The sequence below is a fragment of the Nocardia transvalensis NBRC 15921 genome (assembly GCF_000308875.1).
Classification (GTDB): Bacteria; Actinomycetota; Actinomycetes; order Mycobacteriales; family Mycobacteriaceae; genus Nocardia; species Nocardia transvalensis.
The window spans coordinates 1-19,304 of the sequence record NZ_BAGL01000068.1; the positions used below are offsets into that span (position 1 = coordinate 1).

Consider the following 19,304-nt stretch of genomic DNA (forward strand, 5'->3'; position numbering starts at 1 on the left):
CTCGGCTTCCCCGACGCCGACCGCGACCGCTTCCTGGCCTGGGGCGATGCCGCCTCGCCACTACTGGACATCGGTACCAGCTGGCGCACCACCCGCGCGGCCTCCGCCGCCATCATCGAGATGGATCCATATCTTGACGAGCACATCGCCCGGCTCCGGCGCGAACCCGGCGACGACATCCTCTCCGGCCTGGTCACCGCCGGCGACCTGGACAATCGGGAACTGAAGGCGTCGGCGACCCTGCTCATGGGCGCCGGCTTCGAGACCACCGTGAATCTCATCGGCAACGGCATCGTCCAGCTACTGCGCCATCCCGACCAGCTGGCGCGCCTGCGTGAGGAGCCGGAGCTGTGGCCCAACGCGGTCGAGGAGATCCTGCGCTTCGACGCCCCGGTGCAGAACACCGCGCGGATCGCCGGGCGCGACGTCGAACTCGCCGGAGCGCCCGTGCGCGACGGCAATACGGTCGTGCTGCTGCTCGCCGGCGCCAACCGCGATCCGGCGGTCTTCGAGAATCCGGACCGCTTCGACATCACCCGCCCGAACGCCAAGGAGCACCTGACGTTCTCGTCGGGCATCCACGTCTGCCTCGGCGCCAGCCTGGCTCGCATGGAGGGCGCGTACGCCCTGCGCGCGCTGTTCGAGCGCTTCCCCGATCTCCAGCTGTCCGGCGAGCCGCGCAGGCGGCCGCTGTTCACCCTGCACGGGTACAGCCACCTGCCGGTCAGCCTGGGTCAGCGCGCCGAACAGCCCGCCGCCGTCTGACCCTCAGCTGAAGCCGACGACCCGATCGCCCCACGCCGTGTGCAGGTCGTGGTCGGGATCGTCGACGATGCGGTCGGCGGCGTCGATGACCAAGGTCGTGCGGGTGGACTCGCGATAGGGCGGCCAGTGCTTGGACCCGTCGAGCGCCGCGGGCACACCGTGCTCGGCGAAGGCCAGCCAGCGCCGCATCATCCGGCCCGACACCTCCGTGGCGACCTTGCGCCCGCCCAGCCAGAACGTCGGATCGTGGTTCAGCGTGCCGAAATTGCCGAAGACGTACGGCAGTTCGGTGGCATGTCCCGCCCCTACCCGGGCCGCCTTCAACATCGGCGTGGCCTGATCGAAGCGGTACATCCAGGTGCGGGTGTGGCGGGAGTGCGCGTCCGCGACCCAGTGCGCCGGCATCCGGAACGCCGCGTCGGTGGACATCGCCAGGGCCCCGCGCGTCTTGGCCAGATCCGGGTAGGCGGAGGTGATCTCGGCGATCCGTTCGGGCGGCAGCTCCGGGTGGTCGGCGGCGACCGCGTGCAGCATGGCGTTCACCGCGTCCGGGGTGACCGGCATGATCGGCGACCGGAACAACCGGAACAGCGACGCCTCCTCCTTGTTGGTGCCGATGATCAGCGGCACCCGGTGCGAACGCCCCTCCTGGAACCGGTCGGTCGGATACGCGGGCAGCAGATCGCCGTCGACCACGGGCGCGGCGGCCAACCGGCCCGGTGACTGCAGCGGCACCTCGTCGAGCAGGATGCCCGCGGCGTCGACGATCCGCTCGATCGGGCATTCGAGCAGTTCCGACACCCGCTCGCGCGGCAGATCCATCAACTCCAGGAACCGCTGCGCCACCCCGGTCGCCCGGTTGGGCCCGAAAACCGTGGTGGCGGGCGGACTCTGGGCGATGGCGCGATGGAACAACCCGGCCGCGGGGGGCGAGGTGAGCAGCGCCGTCACGCAGCCGGCGCCGGAGGACTCCCCGAAGATGGTGACATTGCCCGGATCGCCACCGAAGGCGGCGATATTGTCGCGCACCCATTCCAGCGCGGCGATCTGGTCGTGCAGGCCGAGGTTGGTGACGAAATCGTGACCGAGGGAGGACAGGTCCAGGAAGCCCAGCGCGCCCAGCCGGTAGTTCACGCTGACCACCACGACGTCGCCGGTCTCGACCAGCTTGCGGCCGTCGTAGATGCTCTGGGCCGCGGTACCCAGGCAGTACGCGCCGCCGTGCAGCCACACCATGACCGGCCGCGGCTCGTCGGTGGTGGCGGCGGGCGCCCAGACGTTCACCCAGAGGCAGTCCTCGCCCATCCGCAGGCCGGAGTCCACCGGGACCATGGCGCCCATGGACTGCGGCGCGATCTCGCCGAACTCCGTGCAGTCGCGCACCCCGTCCCACGGCTCGGGCGGCTGGGGGCGGCGGAACCGTTTCGGACCGGCGGGCGCGGCGGCGTACGGGATGCTGCGCCAGACGTGCACCGAACCGTCCCGGAAGCCCCGCACATCCCCCACTGCGGTCCGTGCGACAGGGGCGGGACCCGACTCGGCAGTACTGGCCGGCTCCAGAAACTGAGTGCTCATGCCTCCGCCTCGCTAACGCTCGGCTCCGGCACGAGCACTCCCGTAGCTGTGCCTGTTGTTCGCTCGCTGCGCTCGCTCATGGCTCGCACCTCCTCGTACTCCTGCTATCGAGAGTACGTCCGAGATCATCTCCGACAGCGCGATCTCCTCGGCGACACCGTCATGTGCGATCGATGTGGCCGAGGTCTCGACCGGGGTCGATCCGGTCGCGTACCCGTTGCTTGAGTATCGCGATATCCGGAAATCCGCCGTCCGCCTTACGTTCCCAGATCTGCTCGTCGTCGAGTGTGATGCGAAAGACCCCGCCCGTGCCCGGTACCAGCGCGACCCCCGACAGGTCGGTGCCGAAGGTATTCAGCAACTCCTGGGCCATCCAGCCCGCCCGCAGCAGCCAGCGACACTGCGTGCAGTACTCGATCGCGACGTGTGGCATATTCGCACCCTACGCGTGGCCGGGGGGAATTTGCCCGAAAGCTTTCGTCCGACAACCCCTTCGCTTCGTGCACGAATAGTTCTACGTTGCACCATATGAGCGGCGGGCGACGGCCGCAACCCCTGTGGGCACACTCACCGCTACCATTACAATTCGATATCACCCTCGACATACGCCCACGCGTTGTCGACCCGAGCAAACTCACTGCATTCGTGCAGTACCCCGCGCCGGCCGTCCGACCGGTAGTGAGCGCGGAACTCCACCACACCCGTGGTGTCGAAGGGCCCGCCGCGCTCGGTCCGCGCGATCTCCAGATACAGCCAGCGCTGCTCCGGATCGAGCGTCAGCGTCCGCGGCCGGGTCCGCGGATGCCACGATCGCAGCAGGTAGCCGGCATCCCCGACGGCGAAGGCGGTGAAGCGCGACCGCATCAGGGCCGCGGCGGTCGGGGCCGGGCCGGTGCCGTCCAGGCGCGGGCCGCAGCAGCCCGCGAAGGTCTCGCCGCTGCGGCAGGGGCACGGCGCGGTATCGGCGGGGCGTTCGGGCATCCGCCGATTATCCACGGGCGGGCCGGCCGCCCGGCGCGTCGGCGGTGTCCCCGAGTCCGGCCAGTTCGGCGGCGAGCCGGGTGGTCTCGTCGTACCAGCCGCGCAGCTCGATCACCGTCGGCGCCAGCTCGTAGTCCTGATGGTGCCCCGCCCGCGACAAGGCCGCCCACAGCGTGGCGACGCGAGCGGCGGTATCGGGTCCGGTGTACGGCGCCAGGGCCAGCAGTTGCGCCCGCATACTGCAGCGCGCCACCGGCGGCGCGACCCGCAGCCATAGCTGATCCATGCACTGCTCCAGCACGATTCGCAGGATCCACACCGTCGCGCGCGACCACAGCCCGCCCGCGTCGGTCACCGCGCCGCTGAGCAGTTCGTCGGCGGCGGCGAGGCGCTGCGCGACGGTCGGGGTCACGGATTCAGCCACTTGACGAGTTTCCTGGTACCGGAGATCAATTCGCCGCCGTTGCGATCGATGCGGATGTGCGCCCCGGCGGCCGCGTCGCGCAACACCGACCGCGCCCAGGGCGCTTCGCGATCGAGTTGCGCGTTGAGATCGTCCACGCGATCCGGGTCACCGAAGATCGCCAGCGAGACCTTCTCCCAGGTGGTACGGGCGGCGTCCACGCGCCGCTGCACCTCGCGATGGTCGACCCCGGCGCCGAGCAGGGTGCGCCGCGCGCGGGCCAGCGCGGCCGCCTCGATCGCCGAGCGGCAGCACGTGATGACCAGTTCGACGGCGATGGCGCGCGGGAGCTGTTTGGTGCGCAGCAGCGCGTTGGCGTCGCTGAGATAGCGGCGCACCGGATCCTCCGCGACCCGCAGTTCGACGGTCGAGCGCTCCCGCCGCTGCACGTCGAGGACGGTGGCGTCCAGGCGCAGCCGCCGCACGGCCTCGGCCAGGCGCTCGTCGTGGGTGAACACCACGACCTGGCGTCCGCTGCGGGCGGCGGCGGAGAGCACCCGCGCCAGGCCGTCGACCTTGGCCGGATCCATCGCCTGCACCGGATCGTCGATCACGACGAAACCGAACGGGCTCTCCGGCACGGTGGCCCGCGGCAGGAACAGCGCGAGGCCCAGCGCGTGCAGTTCGCCCTGGCTCATCACCCCGAGCGCGGTGCCGCCGGTGTCGTCGACGGTGACGTCGAGCAGGACCTTGCGGGTGGCTCCGGCATTGCCTTGCAGGCGAATCGCGCCCAGGTCCACATTGCTCTGCTGCCGCAGGCCGCGCCAGATCCGGCGGGCGTGATCGGCCAGCGGCGCCATCCGCTCGTCCCGCAGACCGGCGGCCGCGGATTTGAGCCAGTCCTCCGCGCGGCGCGCGGTGCGCAGTTCGGAATCGGCGGCGGCGACCACCTTGGCCTCCTGCAGCCAGGCGGCGATGCGCGGCACCAGCGGCGTCCAGACCGCGTCCAGCCGGTCCAATTCCTTGCGGGCCGAGCGGCGCAGCGTCTCCAGGCCACGGACGGCGTCGGTGTGCGCCACCCGGAGGCGGTCGGCCAGGTCCGGCCCGTATTCGATCTCGGCCAGCGCCGCCCAGGCCGACCAGGTGCGGCGCGCCGGCCCGGTGTCGACGTTCGGCGCGTCCGGCGGCGGCGGATCCAGTTCCGCGGGAACGGGTTTCACCAGACCGCGGGCGCGCTGCACCGCCTGCTCCAGGGCGGTGCGGGCGGCGGTGAGCGCGGCGGCGCGATCGGTGAGTCGGGAGATCTGCGCATCGGTCTCGCGCTGCCAGGACTGGTCGAGGACGCCGCGGCCGCAGACCGGGCAGGCACACGTCCCGGCCGCCTCGCTGTGGGCGCGGGCGCGGCGCAGCAGATCCAGCACGCGCAGTTCGGATTCGGTATCGCCGGTCGAGCGGGCGGCCAGTTCGGCGGCGCAGCGGTCGACGTCGACGGCGGCGGCGTCGACCTCGGCCGGTTCGGGCAGCCGCAGTCGCAGGATGGCCTGCAGGGCCGCCGCGCCGGTCGGATCGTGCCGTGCGCCCGCCAGTTCGCGGCCGATCGCCGTCAGATCGGGCGGCGTCGCCTGTAGCAGATCGGCGACGCGGGTCGCACGGTCGTCGGCGACGGTCGACAGCGCCACCAGCAGGGCATTGCGTTCGTCCCGGGACTGCCGCGCGGCGCGCTCGAGTTCGAGTCTGCGCACGCGCGTGCGCTCCTGCGCCGCGGTGAGATCGTCGAGGCCGAGCAGCTGGTGCAGGGCGTCGAACAGGTCGCTGGGGCGGCCGTCGACGAGGGCGCCGAGTTCGCTGTAGGACAGGAACGGCCGGTACAGCTCCAGCGCCCGCGCCCACTCGTCGGGATGAAATTCGGTGGGCGCTTGCCCCTTTCGCTGCTGCGTCCAGGTGCCGCCGGTGAGATCGGCGCCGTCGGGCCATTCCCGGGCGACGGTGAGTTCACCGTCCGTACCGGCGGTGGTCATCTCCAATTCGATGCGGGAGACGCTGCCGTCGTGCAGATTTCGCCAGCCCTCGCGCCACACGGCCGACCGGCCCTCCCAGCGCCGGTTGACTCCGGTGAGCGTCAGCTCGGCCGCCTCGGCGAAACTGGATTTACCGGACCCGTTGCGGCCCACCACCAGCGTGAGCCCCGGACCCGGTTTGAGTTCCAGCGTCGCGGCGGGGCCGATTCCGCGGAACCCGCGAACGCGGATGCCACGCAAAAAGATTCCGCTGTGACCGGGGCCGGAGCTGGTACGGCCCGGTTCCACGCCGAGTGCGTCCAGCACCGTGGCGGCGACTTCCGGGGTGATCGACGGGTCGGAATTCAGGCGGCGCGACACCAATTCGATGAGACCTGGTGCGGCATCCTCCGGTCCTACCCCCAACTGCCACTCCCTCAGACGTCCGACGACCAGGATACCGCGGGCCGCGCGGACCCGAAGCCGTGCCGAACGCTACCGGATCACCGGCCGATCCGCCCGCGCGACAGCGCTTTCGGCGAACCGTCCCGGGCGGGACGCTATGGCCATCGAAACGGTTGATCCGGCCGATGTCCACCCCTCGGCCGTCCCGGCCGGGCAGTTCCACGGGTTTCACCCAAACATCAGGTGGCTCGGATCAACCGAACAGGTCAGAATGCCAGAGTTACAGGATATAAGCAAGGGCACTTAACAGTGCAATCGTTCTCTGCGCCACGGAGATTGAACTCGCTACCGCTCAGCGAACCTACCCGGCCGCGCGAAGCAGGCGCAGCTGGCCGATCTCGGCGGCGTTCTTCATCAGTTCGGCGTTCACCCACGCCGCGGTGTGGGCGACGGTGCGGTCCGGCGTGTCGCCCCACGGGAACGCCGCGGGCGCGTCCAGGTCGGCATCGGTGTAGGCGTCGAGTACCGCACGCCAGTCCGCGCGCAGGTCGTACAGCCAGCCTGCGACCTCGGCCTCGCCCGGCCAGCCGATCTCGGTGCGGTCGCGCACGGCGTGGCCCCGGGCGTGGTCCAGCGTGACCGACCACCACCAGCCGATGTGCCAGGTGAGCCAGGCGATGGTGGGCACCGGAATCGGATCGGGTTCGGTCTCGGACCAGTCCGGGATCCACACGCCCCCGGGCCCCGGGCGTACCGTCCAGACCAGCGGCGCCGGTTCCCAGCGGTAGTCCTCCGGGGTCAGCGCGCGCAGGTGCAGTTCGAGCAGGGCCCAGGTCATGTCGAACTGCCAGCGCAGCAGGTCGGGGCGGGAGACGGACATCGGGCGATGATCGCACAGGTGGACGCGGGACGCCCGCGAATTGTCGGTGGGTTGGAGTAGAAATCGGACAGCACGGCGAACGGGGACGAGGACTCATGCGGGGGTGCGATCGATGATGTGGACAGCGGAGCAGATTGCCGCGCTGGCGCCGGATGCCGCCTCGCTCACCGCCGCGCGGAAGCTGCACGGCAAGTGGCGCGATACGGGCCGCAACGGCAGCGCGCTGTGGGGACTGTGCCAGGGCAGCGGCAGCTCGCCCTACCGAACGGTCGTCGACCTGGACGGTCCGGCTTACAAGTGTTCGTGCCCGAGCCGGAAGTTCCCCTGCAAGCACGCGCTGTCGCTCTTGCAGACCTGGTCGGACGGCGCGGTGGGCGAGGTCGCGGAGCCCGCGGATTTCGCGGCCGAGTGGCTGCGGGCCCGGGCGGCGAAACCCGCTCCCAAGGCGGCCCGCACGTCCCGGGAGGCGACGGTGGAGCAGCGCCGGTCGCGGGTCGCCGCGGGCCTGGCCGATCTGGAGATCTGGCTGTGCGACCAGGTCCGCACCGGGCTGGCCCAGGCCGACCGTTCGTTCGGCGCCTTCGAGGGGGTGGCCAAACGCATGGTCGACGCGCAGGCCCCCGGGGTCGCGGCGGCGTTGCGGCAACTTCCTCGCAATGTTGTCCTCCGCGAGGATTGGCCGGCCCTGCTGCTGCGCGAATACGGCCGTCTGCACCTGCTGGCGGCCGCCCACCGCCACCTCGACGAGCTGGGTCCCGGGCTGGCGGCCGCGGCCCGCGCGCACATCGGATATCCGGCCCCGGCCGAGTCGGTGCGCGCCGAGCCCGCCGTCCGCGATCAGTGGATGGTGCTGGGGCAGCGCATCACCGAGGACGAGCGGCTGTACACCCGCCGGGTGTGGGCCCGCGGCCGCCGCACCGGACGCTGGGCGGTACTCGTCGACCACTCGTTCGGCAGTCCGGCCTTTCCCCCCGACACCCCGGGCCCGGGCTTCATGTCCGAGGCGAACCTGCACTTCTATCCCGGCGCGGCGGCGTTGCGAGCGCTCTGGGGTGAGCGCCTCGGGGCGCAGGAACCGTTCACATCGATCCCCAGCCGAGTGGCTGCGGCGAACACGAACGGATCCGGCGCTTCGGAGGGCGCTCGGTGCGGCACCCTCGACCGCAGCAGAACCGCCAGCGCCGTCGGCATTTCCGACGAGCGCCTCGGCGTTCCCGGCAACCGTTCGAGTAGTGGTCCCGGAAATCGCACGGGTGAGGATTCGGCGGCCTCCCGGACGGCTCCCCCGAGCGGGCCCGGCACGATCGCGGCGGCATTGGCCGAGCACGCGCGTGCGCTGAGCGCCGATCCGTGGCTGCGGTCGTGGCCGGTACTGCTCGCCGATGTGGTGCCGGTGGTGGACGAGAACCGGTGGTACGTGGCCGAATTCGACGGCACGGCGCTACCGCTGGCACGGCTCGCCGAGCAGCCCTGGCCGTTGCTGGGTGTGTCCGGCGGGCACCCGATCACGGTGATCGGCGAGTGGACCGCCGACGGTCTCGTCCCCGTCTCGGCCTTCGCCGACGGCGACATCGTCGACGCCGGAGCCGATTCGATCGGTACCGCTTCCCCGGCACCGGCGGGCGACCTGACGTCGGCGGCGCTTTTGGGCACCGCGCGCCGCGTGCCCGAGACGGCGGGCCTGCCCGGCCCGGTGGCGGCCGCCGCGCGCACCACCGGCGATCCGGCCGCCGCGCTCCTCGAAATCGCCGTTCTGCAAGACACTTTCGAACGCGGCGGCACGATCCCGAGCACGACCACACTGCCCGACCCGGCGGGCGACGACGAGCGCCCACTCCTGCCGAAACCCGCGGGATACCGCCTGACACGCCTGCTGGCCGAGCGGTCCCCCTTCTTGCCGGAGTGGTTCGAGGCCGCCGCGCGGCACGACTACCGCGCACCCGACGCACTCTGCGCCGCCCTGCTGGATCATGCGAAAACCCAAGTCGCACTGCGGGAACCGCTGATCCGACTTGCGGGAGTTCGCGGTGCGTGGCTGGCACGGCATGCTCCGCACTGGCACGCCCTGGTGCGCGCCGACCCCGAGTCGGCCGACGTGTGGTCCCACGGCCGCCCCGCCGAGCGGCGGGCCTGGCTGGCGGCCTTGCGCGCTCGCGATCCGCGGGCGGCACGCGAGACGCTCGCCGCTTCCTGGCGGACCGAACCCGGACCGGTACGGGCCGAATTGCTGGCCGTCCTCGCCGTCGACCTGACGCCCGACGACGAGCCGCTGCTGGAGTCCGCGCTCGACGACGCGCGGGCCGAGGTGCGCCGCACGGCCGCGGATCTCCTTGCCCGCCTTACCGATTCGGCTTTCGCCCGCCGCATGGAGGAGCGGGTGACGCGGTGGATCACCCTGGCCGGCGATCGGATGAGCGCTCATCTCCCGCACGCGCTCGACGATGCCGCACGCCGCGACGGCCTCGCCGACCGTACCGGCGCCACTGCCTTCCGGCTGGACGGCGCACCCGACGTGGCGGCCGAATGGCTGCGCCGCACCGTGGCCGCCACCCCGCTGCCGCACTGGGACACGGTATTCGCGACGCCCGAGCGCGCCGTCCGGATCCGGATGGCCGACGAGATGCTCGGCCCGATCTTCGCCGGCTGGGCCGACGCGGCGCTCGCCCAGCGCGATTCCCGCTGGGCGGCAACGCTGTTCGAGGTCCTGACCGCGACGCCGACCCTCGGGGCCGATCTGGAGCTGCGGCGCGAACTGTTCGCCCTGCTGCCGCTGGCGGAGCGCGTGCGCTATCTGCGGCGGCTCGACAGCAACTGGCTGGCCGATGTGGAACTGCTGGTGCGGGCGGTGCCGCGGCCGTGGCCGCGCCCGCTGGCCGAGCACCTGCTCCACCTACTGTTCGACCGGGCCCAGCTGGCGGCGGCGCGCCCCGGCGCCGCGGGCCGGACCCCCGCCTCCTACCGCACCCTGTTCCGGACCGCCGCCGTGCACTTCCCGGCCGATGCCGCCGGGGCCGTCACCGCCACCGCCCGGCGCTGCGGCGATCCCGCCTGGCAGAACACCTTCGACCAACTCGCCCACGACTTGGCCCAACGCACCACGATGCTCGAGGAGCTGCAGTGACAACGACCGAGACCGCACGCGACAACGACCTGCTGCGCCCGCACGCCGAACAGGCGTTCGCCGACGAACTGCGCGCGCTCGCCGCGATCGACGACCGCCCGCGCCCACCCGCGTGGCGGCTGTCGCCATGGGCGGTGGTGACCTATCTGCTCGGCGGCACCCTCAGCGACGGCACCGTGATCAGCCCCAAATACGTCGGTCCGCGCCGGCTCATGGAGGTGGCGGTGGCGACCCTCGCGACCGACCGCGCACTGCTGCTGCTCGGCGTGCCCGGAACGGCGAAAACCTGGGTGTCGGAACATCTTTCGGCCGCGATCTGCGGCAGCTCCACGCTGCTGGTGCAGGGCACCTCGGGCACCGCGGAGGAGGCCATCCGGTACGGCTGGAACTACGCGCGGCTGCTGGCGGAGGGGCCGAGCGAGGGTGCGCTCGTATCCTCGCCGGTCATGACGGCCATGCGGTCCGGCGCCATCGCGCGCGTCGAGGAACTCACCCGCATCCCCTCCGATGTGCAGGACGCGCTGATCACGGTGCTGTCGGAGAAGACGCTGCCGGTGCCGGAGCTGGGCACCGAGGTCCAGGCGGCCAAGGGTTTCAATGTGATCGCGACCGCCAACGACCGCGACCGCGGCGTCAACGAGCTGTCCTCGGCGCTGCGGCGGCGGTTCAACACGGTGGTGCTGCCGCTGCCGGCCGACGAGGACGAGGAGGTCGCCATCGTCGTCCGGCGCGTCGAACAGCTCGGCGCCGCACTGGAACTGCCCGCGGTACCGGCCGCCGCCGAGGAGGTGCGCCGGGTGGTGCGGGTGTTCCGCGAGCTGCGCGCGGGCATGACCGCCGACGGCCGCACGAAACTCAAATCCCCGTCGGGCACGCTCTCCACCGCCGAGGCCATCTCGGTGATCACCAACGGCCTGGCCCTGTCCGCGCACTTCGGCGACGGTGTCCTGCGCGCCGCCGACGTGGCCGGCGCGGTGCTGGGCGCGGTGGTCAAGGATCCGGTGGCCGACACCGTGGTCTGGACGGAATACCTGGAGGCCGTGGTCCGTGAGCGCCCGGACTGGGCCGATTTCTACCGCGCCTGCCGCGAGGTCAACGGATGACCCCGGACGCCGAGCGGCCGCCCGAGACCCGGATCTTCGGTATCCGGCACCACGGTCCCGGATCGGCACGGTCGCTGCGGCTGGCATTGGCGGATTTCCGGCCGGACGCGATCCTCATCGAGGGGCCCGCCGACGCCGATCCGCTGGTCGTCTACGCCGCCGCCGAGGGATTGCGCCCGCCGGTCGCGCTGCTGGCCTACGTCCCGGATTCTCCCGCGCGCGCCGCGTTCTGGCCGTTCGCGGCGTTCTCCCCGGAATGGCAGGCGCTGCGCTTCGCGGCGGAAAACGCTGTGCCCGTGCACTTCTGCGACCTCCCGGCCACGTATGTTCTCGCCCAGGACACGGAGCCGGGCGACCGCACCGACCCGCTCGCCGAACTGGCCGCCGCCGCGGGTTACGACGATCCGGAGCGCTGGTGGGACGCGGTCATCGAATCCAGCGCCGACGCGGACACTTTCGATGCCATCACCGAGGCCATGTCGGCCCTGCGGGAAACCGTCGGCACCACCGATTCGGAAGCCCCGGAGTCGATACCCGTTGCCGACGAAGGCGGTGACGCGCAATCCGCTGCGGCAGAAGATAATCCGCCGAGTGTCATGAATACGCCGGTGGATGCCCACACCCTGCGGCGCGAGGCGTACATGCGGCAGGTCATGCGGAAGACGCTGAAGGGCGGGGCCGTACGGCTGGCGGTGGTGTGCGGTGCGTGGCACGCGCCCGCGTTGACGGGCAGTCTGGGACCGGCGGCTCCCGATGCACGGCTGCTCAAGGGGCTGCCGAAGGTGAAGGCGACGCTGACCTGGGTGCCGTGGACGCATTCGCGGCTGGCGGGCGCGTCCGGATACGGGGCCGGCATCACCTCGCCCGGCTGGTATCACCATCTGTTCACCGAGACCGAACAGCCGATCGCCCGCTGGCTCACCAAGGTGGCGACGACGCTGCGCGCCCACGATCTCCCCGTCTCGAGCGCCCACATCATCGAATCCGTCCGGCTGGCGGAGACTTTGGCGGCGCTGCGCGGGCGGCCGCTCCCGGGACTGTCGGAGGTCACCGACGCCACCCGATCCGTCCTGTGCGACGGCGACGAGACGATGCTGCGGCTGGTCGTCGGCGAACTGGTGGTCGGCGAAGCGCTCGGCGCCGTGCCCGACGACACGCCCACCGTGCCGCTCGACGCGGACCTGCGGGCGCGGATCCGCACACTGCGCATGAAACAACAGCCCTCGGCGCGACAGCTGGATCTCGATCTGCGGCGCGAGATCGATGTGGGCCGGTCGCACCTGCTGCACCGGCTGCGCCTGCTCGGAATCGAGTGGGGCACACCGACGACCGGCGAGGTCCGCAACTCCGGCACCTTCCGCGAGACGTGGACGCTGCGCTGGGAACCGGAACTCTCGGTCGCGGTCGTCGAGGCCTCCCGCTGGGGCACCACCATCGCCGCGGCGGCCGAGGCCAAACTGCTCGATACGGCCGCCTCCGAGGCCACCGTCGCCGACCTGAGCGCGGCACTGGAGCAGGCCCTGCTCGCCGATCTCGGCGGCGCCGTCGACGGGCTGGTGACCCGGCTGGAATCGGTGGCGGCCCTGGACCACGACGTCACCCACCTGCTCGCCGCCCTCCCCGGCCTGATCCGCACCCTGCGTTACGGCGATGTGCGCAGCACCGATCTCACGGCGCTCACCCGCGTCACCGACGGCCTGCTCGTGCGGATCTGCGCCGGGCTGCCCGGCGCGGTCACCGGGCTCGACGCCGATGCCGCCGACCGGGTTCGCGCCCTGCTCGAGGCCGCCCATCTGGCCGTCGCCACCCGCGACGACCCGCGGGCGAGCCGCGAATGGCTGGCCGCGCTGCGCGGGCTGGCCGACCGCGACGACGTGCACGGCGCGCTGATCGGCCGCATCGTCCGCCTGCTGTGCGATGCGGGGATCTTCGACGACGCCGTGGCGGCGACGAGGTTGTCGGCCGCGCTCTCGATCGGTCACACCCCCGCCGAGAAGGCGGCGTGGATCGACGGTTTCCTGGGCGGCCGCGGGCTGCTGCTCGTGCACGACCGCGAACTCCTGCGCCTCGTCGACACCTGGCTGCGGGACCTCGACGAGGACCAGTTCGTCGCCACGCTGCCGCTGCTGCGCCGCACCTTCGGCTCCTTCGAATCCGGGGAACGCCAGGCCATCGGCCACGCCGTCCGCCACCGCGCCCCCGGCACCCCGGCCCCTACCGCCGCTCTCGATCCCGACCGCGGCGAACTCGCTCTCCGCGCGATCACCGAGATCCTGGCGGTCGCGGTATGAACCACGCACCGAATTCCCGAAACGACCGGATGCCGACGACTTTCGAAATGGCAGGGCCGACGCGATGACAAATCCCGACGAAACCCACGCTCGCCGTTGGCGATTGGTTCTGGGCGCACCGGCCGAACAGGGTCTGGGCGGGCTGGATTCCGCCGAGGACATCGCGATGGACCGGGCGCTCTCGGCGCTCTACAACGCCGACGAGCAGACGCCGGCGGAGAAGCGGTCGGCCGGATTGGGCGGTTCGGCGCCGAAGGTCGCGCGCTGGCTGGGCGATATCCGCACCTACTTCCCGTCGACCGTGGTGGAGGTGATGCAGCGCGACGCGGTGCAGCGCCTCGACCTCACCCGCCTGCTGCTCGAGCCGGAACTGCTGGAGGCGGTCGAACCGGACGTCCACCTGGTGGGCACGCTGATGAGCCTGAACCGGGTGATGCCGGAATCCACCAGATCCACCGCCCGCGCGGTGGTGGAGAAGGTGGTGCGGGAGATCGAGCGGCGTATCGCCGCGCGCACCGTCGCCGCGGTCTCGGGCGCGCTGAACCGGGCGGCCCGGATCTCGCGGCCACGGCTGCGGGATATCGACTGGGACCGCACCATCCGCAGCAATCTCGCGCACTACCTGCCCGAGCACCGCACCGTGGTCCCGCAGCGGCTGATCGGCTACGGCCGCCGGGCCCAGGCGGTCCGGCGGGACGTGGTGCTGGCGATCGACCAGTCCGGCTCCATGGCGAGCAGCGTCGTCTACGCCTCGGTGTTCGGCGCGGTGCTCGCCTCGATGCGATCGCTGAAAACCTCACTGGTGGTGTTCGATACGGCCGTCGTCGACCTCACCGAACAGCTCACGGATCCGGTCGACGTCCTGTTCGGCACCCAACTCGGCGGCGGCACCGATATCAATCGCGCGATCGCCTACTGTCAGCAACTGATCACCCGGCCGGCCGACACCCTGTTCGTGCTGATCTCCGACCTGTACGAGGGCGGCATCCGCGACGAGATGCTGCGCCGGGTCGCCACCATGAAGGAGGCGGGCGTGCAGGTGGTGGTCCTGCTGGCACTGTCCGACGACGGCGCCCCGGCCTACGACCACGACAATGCCGCCGCCCTCGCGGGCCTCGGCATTCCCGCGTTCGCCTGCACGCCCGACCGCTTCCCGGACCTGCTGGCGGTGGCCCTCGACCGCGGGGATCTGCACGGCTGGGCCCACGCCAACGCCGGAAAGGGCTAACTCCCGAACAGCTGAACACCCTTCATGATGATGCTCAGCATCAGATCGACCATCTCCAGCAGTTCCATATCGCGCACCCTTCGTCCGAACACACGAACCGGGACAACGAAACAGCCGACCAAGCGTAGCGGCAGCGATCGCCTCACCCGCCGACTCGACGGCCGTGTCCCGCAGGAAATCTCACGGCCGCGTCCGGATCACATATCCGCGATGGCCGCGAGAGGCGGTGTGCGCGCGGCACGCACGCCCGGCCACAGCGCGGCGAGCACGCCGACGACGCCCGATCCCACCAGCATGAGCACGATCTGGCTCCAGGGCACGGCGATCGTGCTCAGGCCCAGATCCCGCAGCGTGCGCAGGAATCCGACGCCGAGCCCGAGTCCCAGCACGACCCCGACCACCGCGCCGAACACCGCGATCAGCATCGATTCCAGATAGATGGTTCGCCGCACCTGTGGGCGCTGCATGCCCACCGCGCGCAGCATGCCGATCTCGCGACGCCGCTCGACCACCGACAGCGCCAGGGTGTTGACGATGCCGAGGACGGCGATCACCACCGCCAGCGCCAGCAGCCCGTACAGGATCGCCAGCATGGTGTTGATCTGCTTGCCCTGCGCGCCCTTGAAGTCCTCGCGGTCCTGTACCTGCACGACGACGTAGGGGGCGGTCGCCTTCTCCAGCCCCGCCCGCATGGCGGTCAGGTCGGCGCCGGGCACGGCCTCGATCAGCACCAGCACGTCGGTGCGGAACGCCACCGGCATCACCTGGTTGTACAGCGACGGCGGCACCACCATCGGGCCGAGCAGCTGGGTGTCCTTGTAGATGCCGGACACCGTGACCGAGAACTTCTTACTGTCCAGGCTGGTCAGCTCCACCCGGTCACCGGCGTGCCAATTCCGGTCGCCCGCTTCGGTTTCCGAGACGAGGATATCGTTCTCGCCGAATGCTCCCGTGCCGGAACGGATCTCGTAGTTCAGGACCTGATCCATCGGGCCGCTGGGCGAGGTGCCGTAGATCTGGTCGTCGCCGACCTTCATCGCCACGCCGCGCACGGAGACCACATTCTGCACACCCTCGACGCCCTTGGCGGCCTGTGCGGCGCCGAGCGGGACACCGATCATCTGCGGACCGGAGAGCACGTAATCGGCCTTCACGCCCTTGTCGACCAGTTCGCCGACGCTGGCCTTCGCCGAGGAACCCAGCATGCCGATCAGCGACACCAGCATCAGGCCGAGCGTCAGCGCGAAGGCCGTGGCGGCCGTGCGGCGCGGGTTGCGCACGGCGTTGTTGCGGGCCATGCGGCCGATCGGACCGAACGGCCGCACCAGGACGCCGAGGCCGTTCACCACCGGCCGCGACATCGCCGGCGAGGCGAACAGCACCGCGAAAATCAGTGCGGCGGCGCCGATTCCGACGGTCAGCGCCGCATTGCCGCCGGTGTTGCGGGCGCCGAGTACCACCAGCACGAGACCGGCCACCGCCAGCACCGCGCCGATGATCGTGCGCAGCCGCAGCGATTCGCCGACCGACGCGTACTCCGCGCGCATGGCCTCGACCGGCGGGATCTTCGCCGCCCGCTGCGCGGGTGCGTAGGCGCTGGCCACGGTCACCGCCAGCCCGACGCCCAGCGCCGCCAGCACGGTGCGCGGCAGCACCTGCATGGTGCCGGTGGGCAACCCGAGATCGAAGGCGTTGAGCAGTGCCGACAGGCCGAATGCCAGGCCGACGCCGCCCGCGAGACCTATTGCGCTGCCGATCAATCCGATCACGGCGGCCTCGGACACCACCGACAAGCCGACCTGTCGCCGGCTGGCCCCGACCGCGCGCAGCAGCGCCAGCTCCCGCAGACGCTGCGCCACGATCATCGAGAAGGTGTTGTAGATGATGAAGGTGCCGACCATCAGCGCAATCGCGCCGAATGCCAGCAGGAAGTAGTTGACGAACTTCAGCGCGTTGCCGACCTGCGCCTTCAGGTCCTCGCGCACCTGAGCGCCGTCCAGCACCTTGAACTGCGGCAGCTGCTGCGCGATCCGGTCCCGCAGGGCCTGATCCGATACGCCCGGCGCGGCCGCGACATCCACGTAGGCGACGTGCTGACCGTCGGTGAACAGCTGACGCGCCTGATCGTCGGGGAACAGGACGCCGATGAATCCGCCGGAGTCGGAGGGGAATTCGTAGATGCCGGTGACGGTGACGTCGATATTCCCGTGCGACGGGACCAGGATCGTGGCCTTGCCGCCCGCGGACAGCCCGGCCCGGTCGGCGCCGCCGATATTGATGGCGATCTCCCCCGGCTTACTCGGAGGCACACCGTCGACGAACTTCTCCGGCTCCGCGATCGCCCGGTCCGGCGGCAGGTAGGACTTGCCCCAGCTCGGGGCGCCGCCGGTCTGCACGGCGTGCCCGTCCTTCAGCAGCACCACCGGCCCCTGGACGGCGGGCGCGATCGCGCGCACGCCGTCGGTGGCCGCGACCTTGTCCACGACGTCGTTCGGAACGCCCAGGGACTGTTGCTCTTTCGGCTCGACCCGCACGGAGACGCCCTTGGCCTGCCCGGCGAAGATGCCGTCGAAGGTGCTCTGCAGGGTGTCGGTGAAGACGAACGAGCCCGCGACGAAGGCGGTGCCGAGGATCACCGACAGCAGGGTCAGCGCGAGCCGCAGCTTGTGCGCGGCCAGATTGCGCAAGGTGACCTTGCGCATCGGATTGCCGGCCATCAGACGTTCTCCAGCGACTTCATCCTGTCGAGCACGGTGTCCGCGGTGGGCTCCCGCATCTCGTCCACGATGCGGCCGTCGGCGAGGAATACCACCCGGTCGGCGTACGCGGCGGCGTGCGGTTCGTGGGTCACGATCACGACGGTCTGGCCGAACTCGTCGACCGACGCGCGCAGGATCGACAGCACCTCGCCGGACGATCGCGAGTCCAGGTTGCCGGTGGGCTCGTCGCCGAAGATGATGTCGGGCTTACCCGCCAGCGCCCGCGCACAGGCGACGCGCTGCTGCTGGCCGCCGGACAGCTCGCTGGGCCGGTGCTCGAGCCGGTCGCCCAGCCCGAGCCGCTTGATCACCGTCTCCAGCCATTCGTGGTCGGGCTGGCGGCCCGCGATATCCAGTGGCAGCGTGATGTTCTCCAGCGCGGTCAGCGTCGGCACCAGGTTGAACGCCTGGAAGACGAAGCCGATGCGGTCGCGCCGGAGCTTCGTCATCTGCTTGTCCGAGAGCGTGGTCAAGTCGGTGTCGCCGATGTGCACCGTGCCGGAACTGGCGGCGTCGAGACCGGCCAGGCAGTGCATGAGCGTGGATTTGCCGGATCCCGACGGGCCCATGATGGCGGTGAACTCGCGCTGGGCGAACTCGGCAGACACCCCGTCCAAGGCCCTGACCTGGGTATCCCCCATCCCGTACGTCTTCACCAGATCGGTCGCGCGGGCCGCGGTTGCCGTGGGGCCGGCGGCCGGTTCGGTGCTCAGGGCATCGGCAGTCATGCCTCCCAGTGTTCCGGCACCTGCGCGCTCGCGCCATCGGGGCCTTCCCCCAATTACCTGGGGCACTCACGCTCACACCTCGCGGATGCCCGGGACATTCTCTTGCCCACAGGCCGCGCGAGCGCGGGCCCGCATACCCTCGGGGTCATGGTCGTACTGACGCTGGTCGTCCTGGGCGCGGTCGTCGCCGTGCTCACCGCGGGCGTCACCACCCGCGGCGGCGCGACCCACATGGATCGGCCCACGATGGAGTGGGCCGTCGCCCACCGCACCGACGGGCTGACACCGGTCGTGCGGATCGTCACCGATCTGGGCGGCACCGTCGCGATGACGGCCGTGGCGGTGGCCGCGTGCGCGTGGTTCGCGTGGCGGCGGCGCCGGTATCCGATGCTGGTGACCGCGGCGGTCTCGGTCGGGGCGCTGGTCACCGTGACCGTGATGAAGGCCCTGGTCGGGAGGCGGCGGCCGCCGGTCGAACATCTGGTGACGGTGGAGAGCCATTCGTTCCCGTCCGGGCACACGCTCGGCTCGACGGCGGTCGTCGGGACGGTCGCCGCGCTGCTGGCGCTGTCGCTGCGGCGACGGGCGGCGCGGATCGCGGTCGGTGCGGCCGCCGTGCTGTTCACCCTCGCGATCGGGCTCTCGCGGATCTATCTGGGCGTGCACTGGCCCACCGACGTGCTGGCGGGCTGGGCCCTCGGCGCGCTGTGGATCATCGCGGGCGTGACGGCGGTCCGGCGGCGCCGCGCGGCCGAACGACCGTCCGCACCGGTCGAATCCGATGTCCGCCCTACAGCGCGGCGATGAGGATCAGCACCACCAGCAGGAGCACGATGCCACCGACGATGATGCCGACGACCACGCCGTTGTTCGACTTCTGCGGCTGCGGCGGATAGCCGTATCCGCCCTGCGTGTACTGCGGGACATGCTGCTGAGGGTACTGCGGGGCGGACTGGTAGACCGGCTGCGGCGGCGGGGTCGCCGCGCGGACCGACGCCGCGGTCGGCTGTGCCATCGGGCCGACGGTCGGAGTGCCCGGTCCGGTCGGCGGACGCGGGCCGGTCGGCA

14 protein-coding genes and 1 pseudogene are annotated in these 19,304 nt (G+C 71.2%); 6 read left to right on the top strand and 9 right to left on the bottom strand.

Going from position 1 to position 19,304, the window contains the following annotated elements; translation table 11 throughout:
- The coding region (locus ON41_RS25115) for a cytochrome P450 (RefSeq protein ID WP_040750240.1) at window positions 1–765 on the top strand (765 nt) is incomplete at its 5' end.
- Between the two features lie 3 nt (window positions 766–768).
- Here ON41_RS25115 and ON41_RS25120 read toward each other — a convergent pair.
- The 6 genes from ON41_RS25120 to ON41_RS25145 all read right to left on the bottom strand — a co-directional run bounded on the left by ON41_RS25120 (window position 769) and on the right by ON41_RS25145 (window position 7,006).
- The gene (locus tag ON41_RS25120; protein ID WP_040750241.1) at window positions 769–2,340 is read right to left on the bottom strand and encodes a carboxylesterase/lipase family protein; all 1,572 of its coding nucleotides are present in this window, start codon (window positions 2,338–2,340) and stop codon (window positions 769–771) included.
- A 160-nt stretch (window positions 2,341–2,500) separates the two neighbouring features.
- The gene (locus tag ON41_RS25125; protein WP_040750242.1) at window positions 2,501–2,773 is read right to left on the bottom strand and encodes an Rdx family protein; all 273 of its coding nucleotides are present in this window, start codon (window positions 2,771–2,773) and stop codon (window positions 2,501–2,503) included.
- A 146-nt stretch (window positions 2,774–2,919) separates the two neighbouring features.
- On the bottom strand, window positions 2,920–3,321 hold the full coding sequence (locus ON41_RS25130) for a YchJ family protein (protein WP_040750243.1): 402 nt from the start codon (window positions 3,319–3,321) through the stop codon (window positions 2,920–2,922).
- 7 nt (window positions 3,322–3,328) lie between these two features.
- Complete coding sequence (locus tag ON41_RS25135; RefSeq protein WP_040750244.1) at window positions 3,329–3,745, bottom strand: hypothetical protein; 417 nt, start codon at window positions 3,743–3,745, stop codon at window positions 3,329–3,331.
- Window positions 3,730–6,147, bottom strand: coding sequence for an AAA family ATPase (locus ON41_RS25140; protein ID WP_040750246.1), 2,418 nt, complete (start codon window positions 6,145–6,147; stop codon window positions 3,730–3,732). Before ON41_RS25140 ends, ON41_RS25135 begins: the two co-directional genes overlap by 16 nt.
- Window positions 6,148–6,487: 340 nt before the next feature.
- On the bottom strand, window positions 6,488–7,006 hold the full coding sequence (locus ON41_RS25145) for a DinB family protein (RefSeq protein WP_040750247.1): 519 nt from the start codon (window positions 7,004–7,006) through the stop codon (window positions 6,488–6,490).
- A 112-nt stretch (window positions 7,007–7,118) separates the two neighbouring features.
- Between ON41_RS25145 and ON41_RS43150 the strand changes: the two genes are divergently transcribed.
- From ON41_RS43150 to ON41_RS25165, 4 genes are all read left to right on the top strand, one after another.
- The gene (locus ON41_RS43150) at window positions 7,119–10,127 is read left to right on the top strand and encodes an SWIM zinc finger family protein (RefSeq protein WP_040750248.1); all 3,009 of its coding nucleotides are present in this window, start codon (window positions 7,119–7,121) and stop codon (window positions 10,125–10,127) included.
- Entirely contained in the window at window positions 10,124–11,230 is a 1,107-nt protein-coding gene (locus ON41_RS25155; protein WP_040750249.1) for an ATP-binding protein, read from the top strand. Before ON41_RS43150 ends, ON41_RS25155 begins: the two co-directional genes overlap by 4 nt.
- Window positions 11,227–13,521: a DUF5682 family protein gene (locus ON41_RS25160; RefSeq protein ID WP_040750250.1), complete on the top strand. Its 2,295-nt coding sequence runs from the start codon at window positions 11,227–11,229 to the stop codon at window positions 13,519–13,521. Before ON41_RS25155 ends, ON41_RS25160 begins: the two co-directional genes overlap by 4 nt.
- Window positions 13,522–13,585: 64 nt before the next feature.
- A complete protein-coding gene (locus ON41_RS25165; RefSeq protein ID WP_040750251.1) occupies window positions 13,586–14,749 on the top strand; it encodes a VWA domain-containing protein in 1,164 nt (387 codons plus the stop codon).
- A gap of 197 nt (window positions 14,750–14,946) precedes the next feature.
- Here ON41_RS25165 and ON41_RS25170 read toward each other — a convergent pair whose 3' ends face one another.
- The gene (locus ON41_RS25170) at window positions 14,947–17,466 is read right to left on the bottom strand and encodes an ABC transporter permease (protein ID WP_040750252.1); all 2,520 of its coding nucleotides are present in this window, start codon (window positions 17,464–17,466) and stop codon (window positions 14,947–14,949) included.
- Entirely contained in the window at window positions 17,466–18,236 is a 771-nt protein-coding gene (locus ON41_RS25175) for an ABC transporter ATP-binding protein (protein WP_051162429.1), read from the bottom strand. The genes ON41_RS25170 and ON41_RS25175 overlap by 1 nt, the downstream gene beginning before the upstream one ends.
- Window positions 18,237–18,383: 147 nt before the next feature.
- Here ON41_RS25175 and ON41_RS25180 point away from each other — a divergent pair, with 147 nt between their 5' ends.
- Window positions 18,384–19,043: a phosphatase PAP2 family protein gene (locus ON41_RS25180; protein ID WP_051162432.1), complete on the top strand. Its 660-nt coding sequence runs from the start codon at window positions 18,384–18,386 to the stop codon at window positions 19,041–19,043.
- Here the strand turns inward: ON41_RS25180 and ON41_RS25185 are convergent.
- Window positions 19,027–19,304: pseudogene (locus tag ON41_RS25185) on the bottom strand (serine/threonine-protein kinase); the annotation flags it as partial. The gene ON41_RS25180 and the pseudogene ON41_RS25185 sit on opposite strands and share 17 nt — an antisense overlap.

Coding starts and splice junctions, on each gene's coding strand:
- ON41_RS43150 (WP_040750248.1), top strand. CDS start 7,119: ATGATGTGGACAGCGGAGCAGATTGCCGCGCTGGCGCCGGATGCCGCC.
- ON41_RS25175 (WP_051162429.1), bottom strand. CDS start 18,236: ATGACTGCCGATGCCCTGAGCACCGAACCGGCCGCCGGCCCCACGGCA.
- ON41_RS25170 (WP_040750252.1), bottom strand. CDS start 17,466: ATGGCCGGCAATCCGATGCGCAAGGTCACCTTGCGCAATCTGGCCGCG.
- ON41_RS25180 (WP_051162432.1), top strand. CDS start 18,384: ATGGTCGTACTGACGCTGGTCGTCCTGGGCGCGGTCGTCGCCGTGCTC.
- ON41_RS25130 (WP_040750243.1), bottom strand. CDS start 3,321: ATGCCCGAACGCCCCGCCGATACCGCGCCGTGCCCCTGCCGCAGCGGC.
- ON41_RS25120 (WP_040750241.1), bottom strand. CDS start 2,340: ATGAGCACTCAGTTTCTGGAGCCGGCCAGTACTGCCGAGTCGGGTCCC.
- ON41_RS25165 (WP_040750251.1), top strand. CDS start 13,586: ATGACAAATCCCGACGAAACCCACGCTCGCCGTTGGCGATTGGTTCTG.
- ON41_RS25125 (WP_040750242.1), bottom strand. CDS start 2,773: ATGCCACACGTCGCGATCGAGTACTGCACGCAGTGTCGCTGGCTGCTG.
- ON41_RS25145 (WP_040750247.1), bottom strand. CDS start 7,006: ATGTCCGTCTCCCGCCCCGACCTGCTGCGCTGGCAGTTCGACATGACC.
- ON41_RS25160 (WP_040750250.1), top strand. CDS start 11,227: ATGACCCCGGACGCCGAGCGGCCGCCCGAGACCCGGATCTTCGGTATC.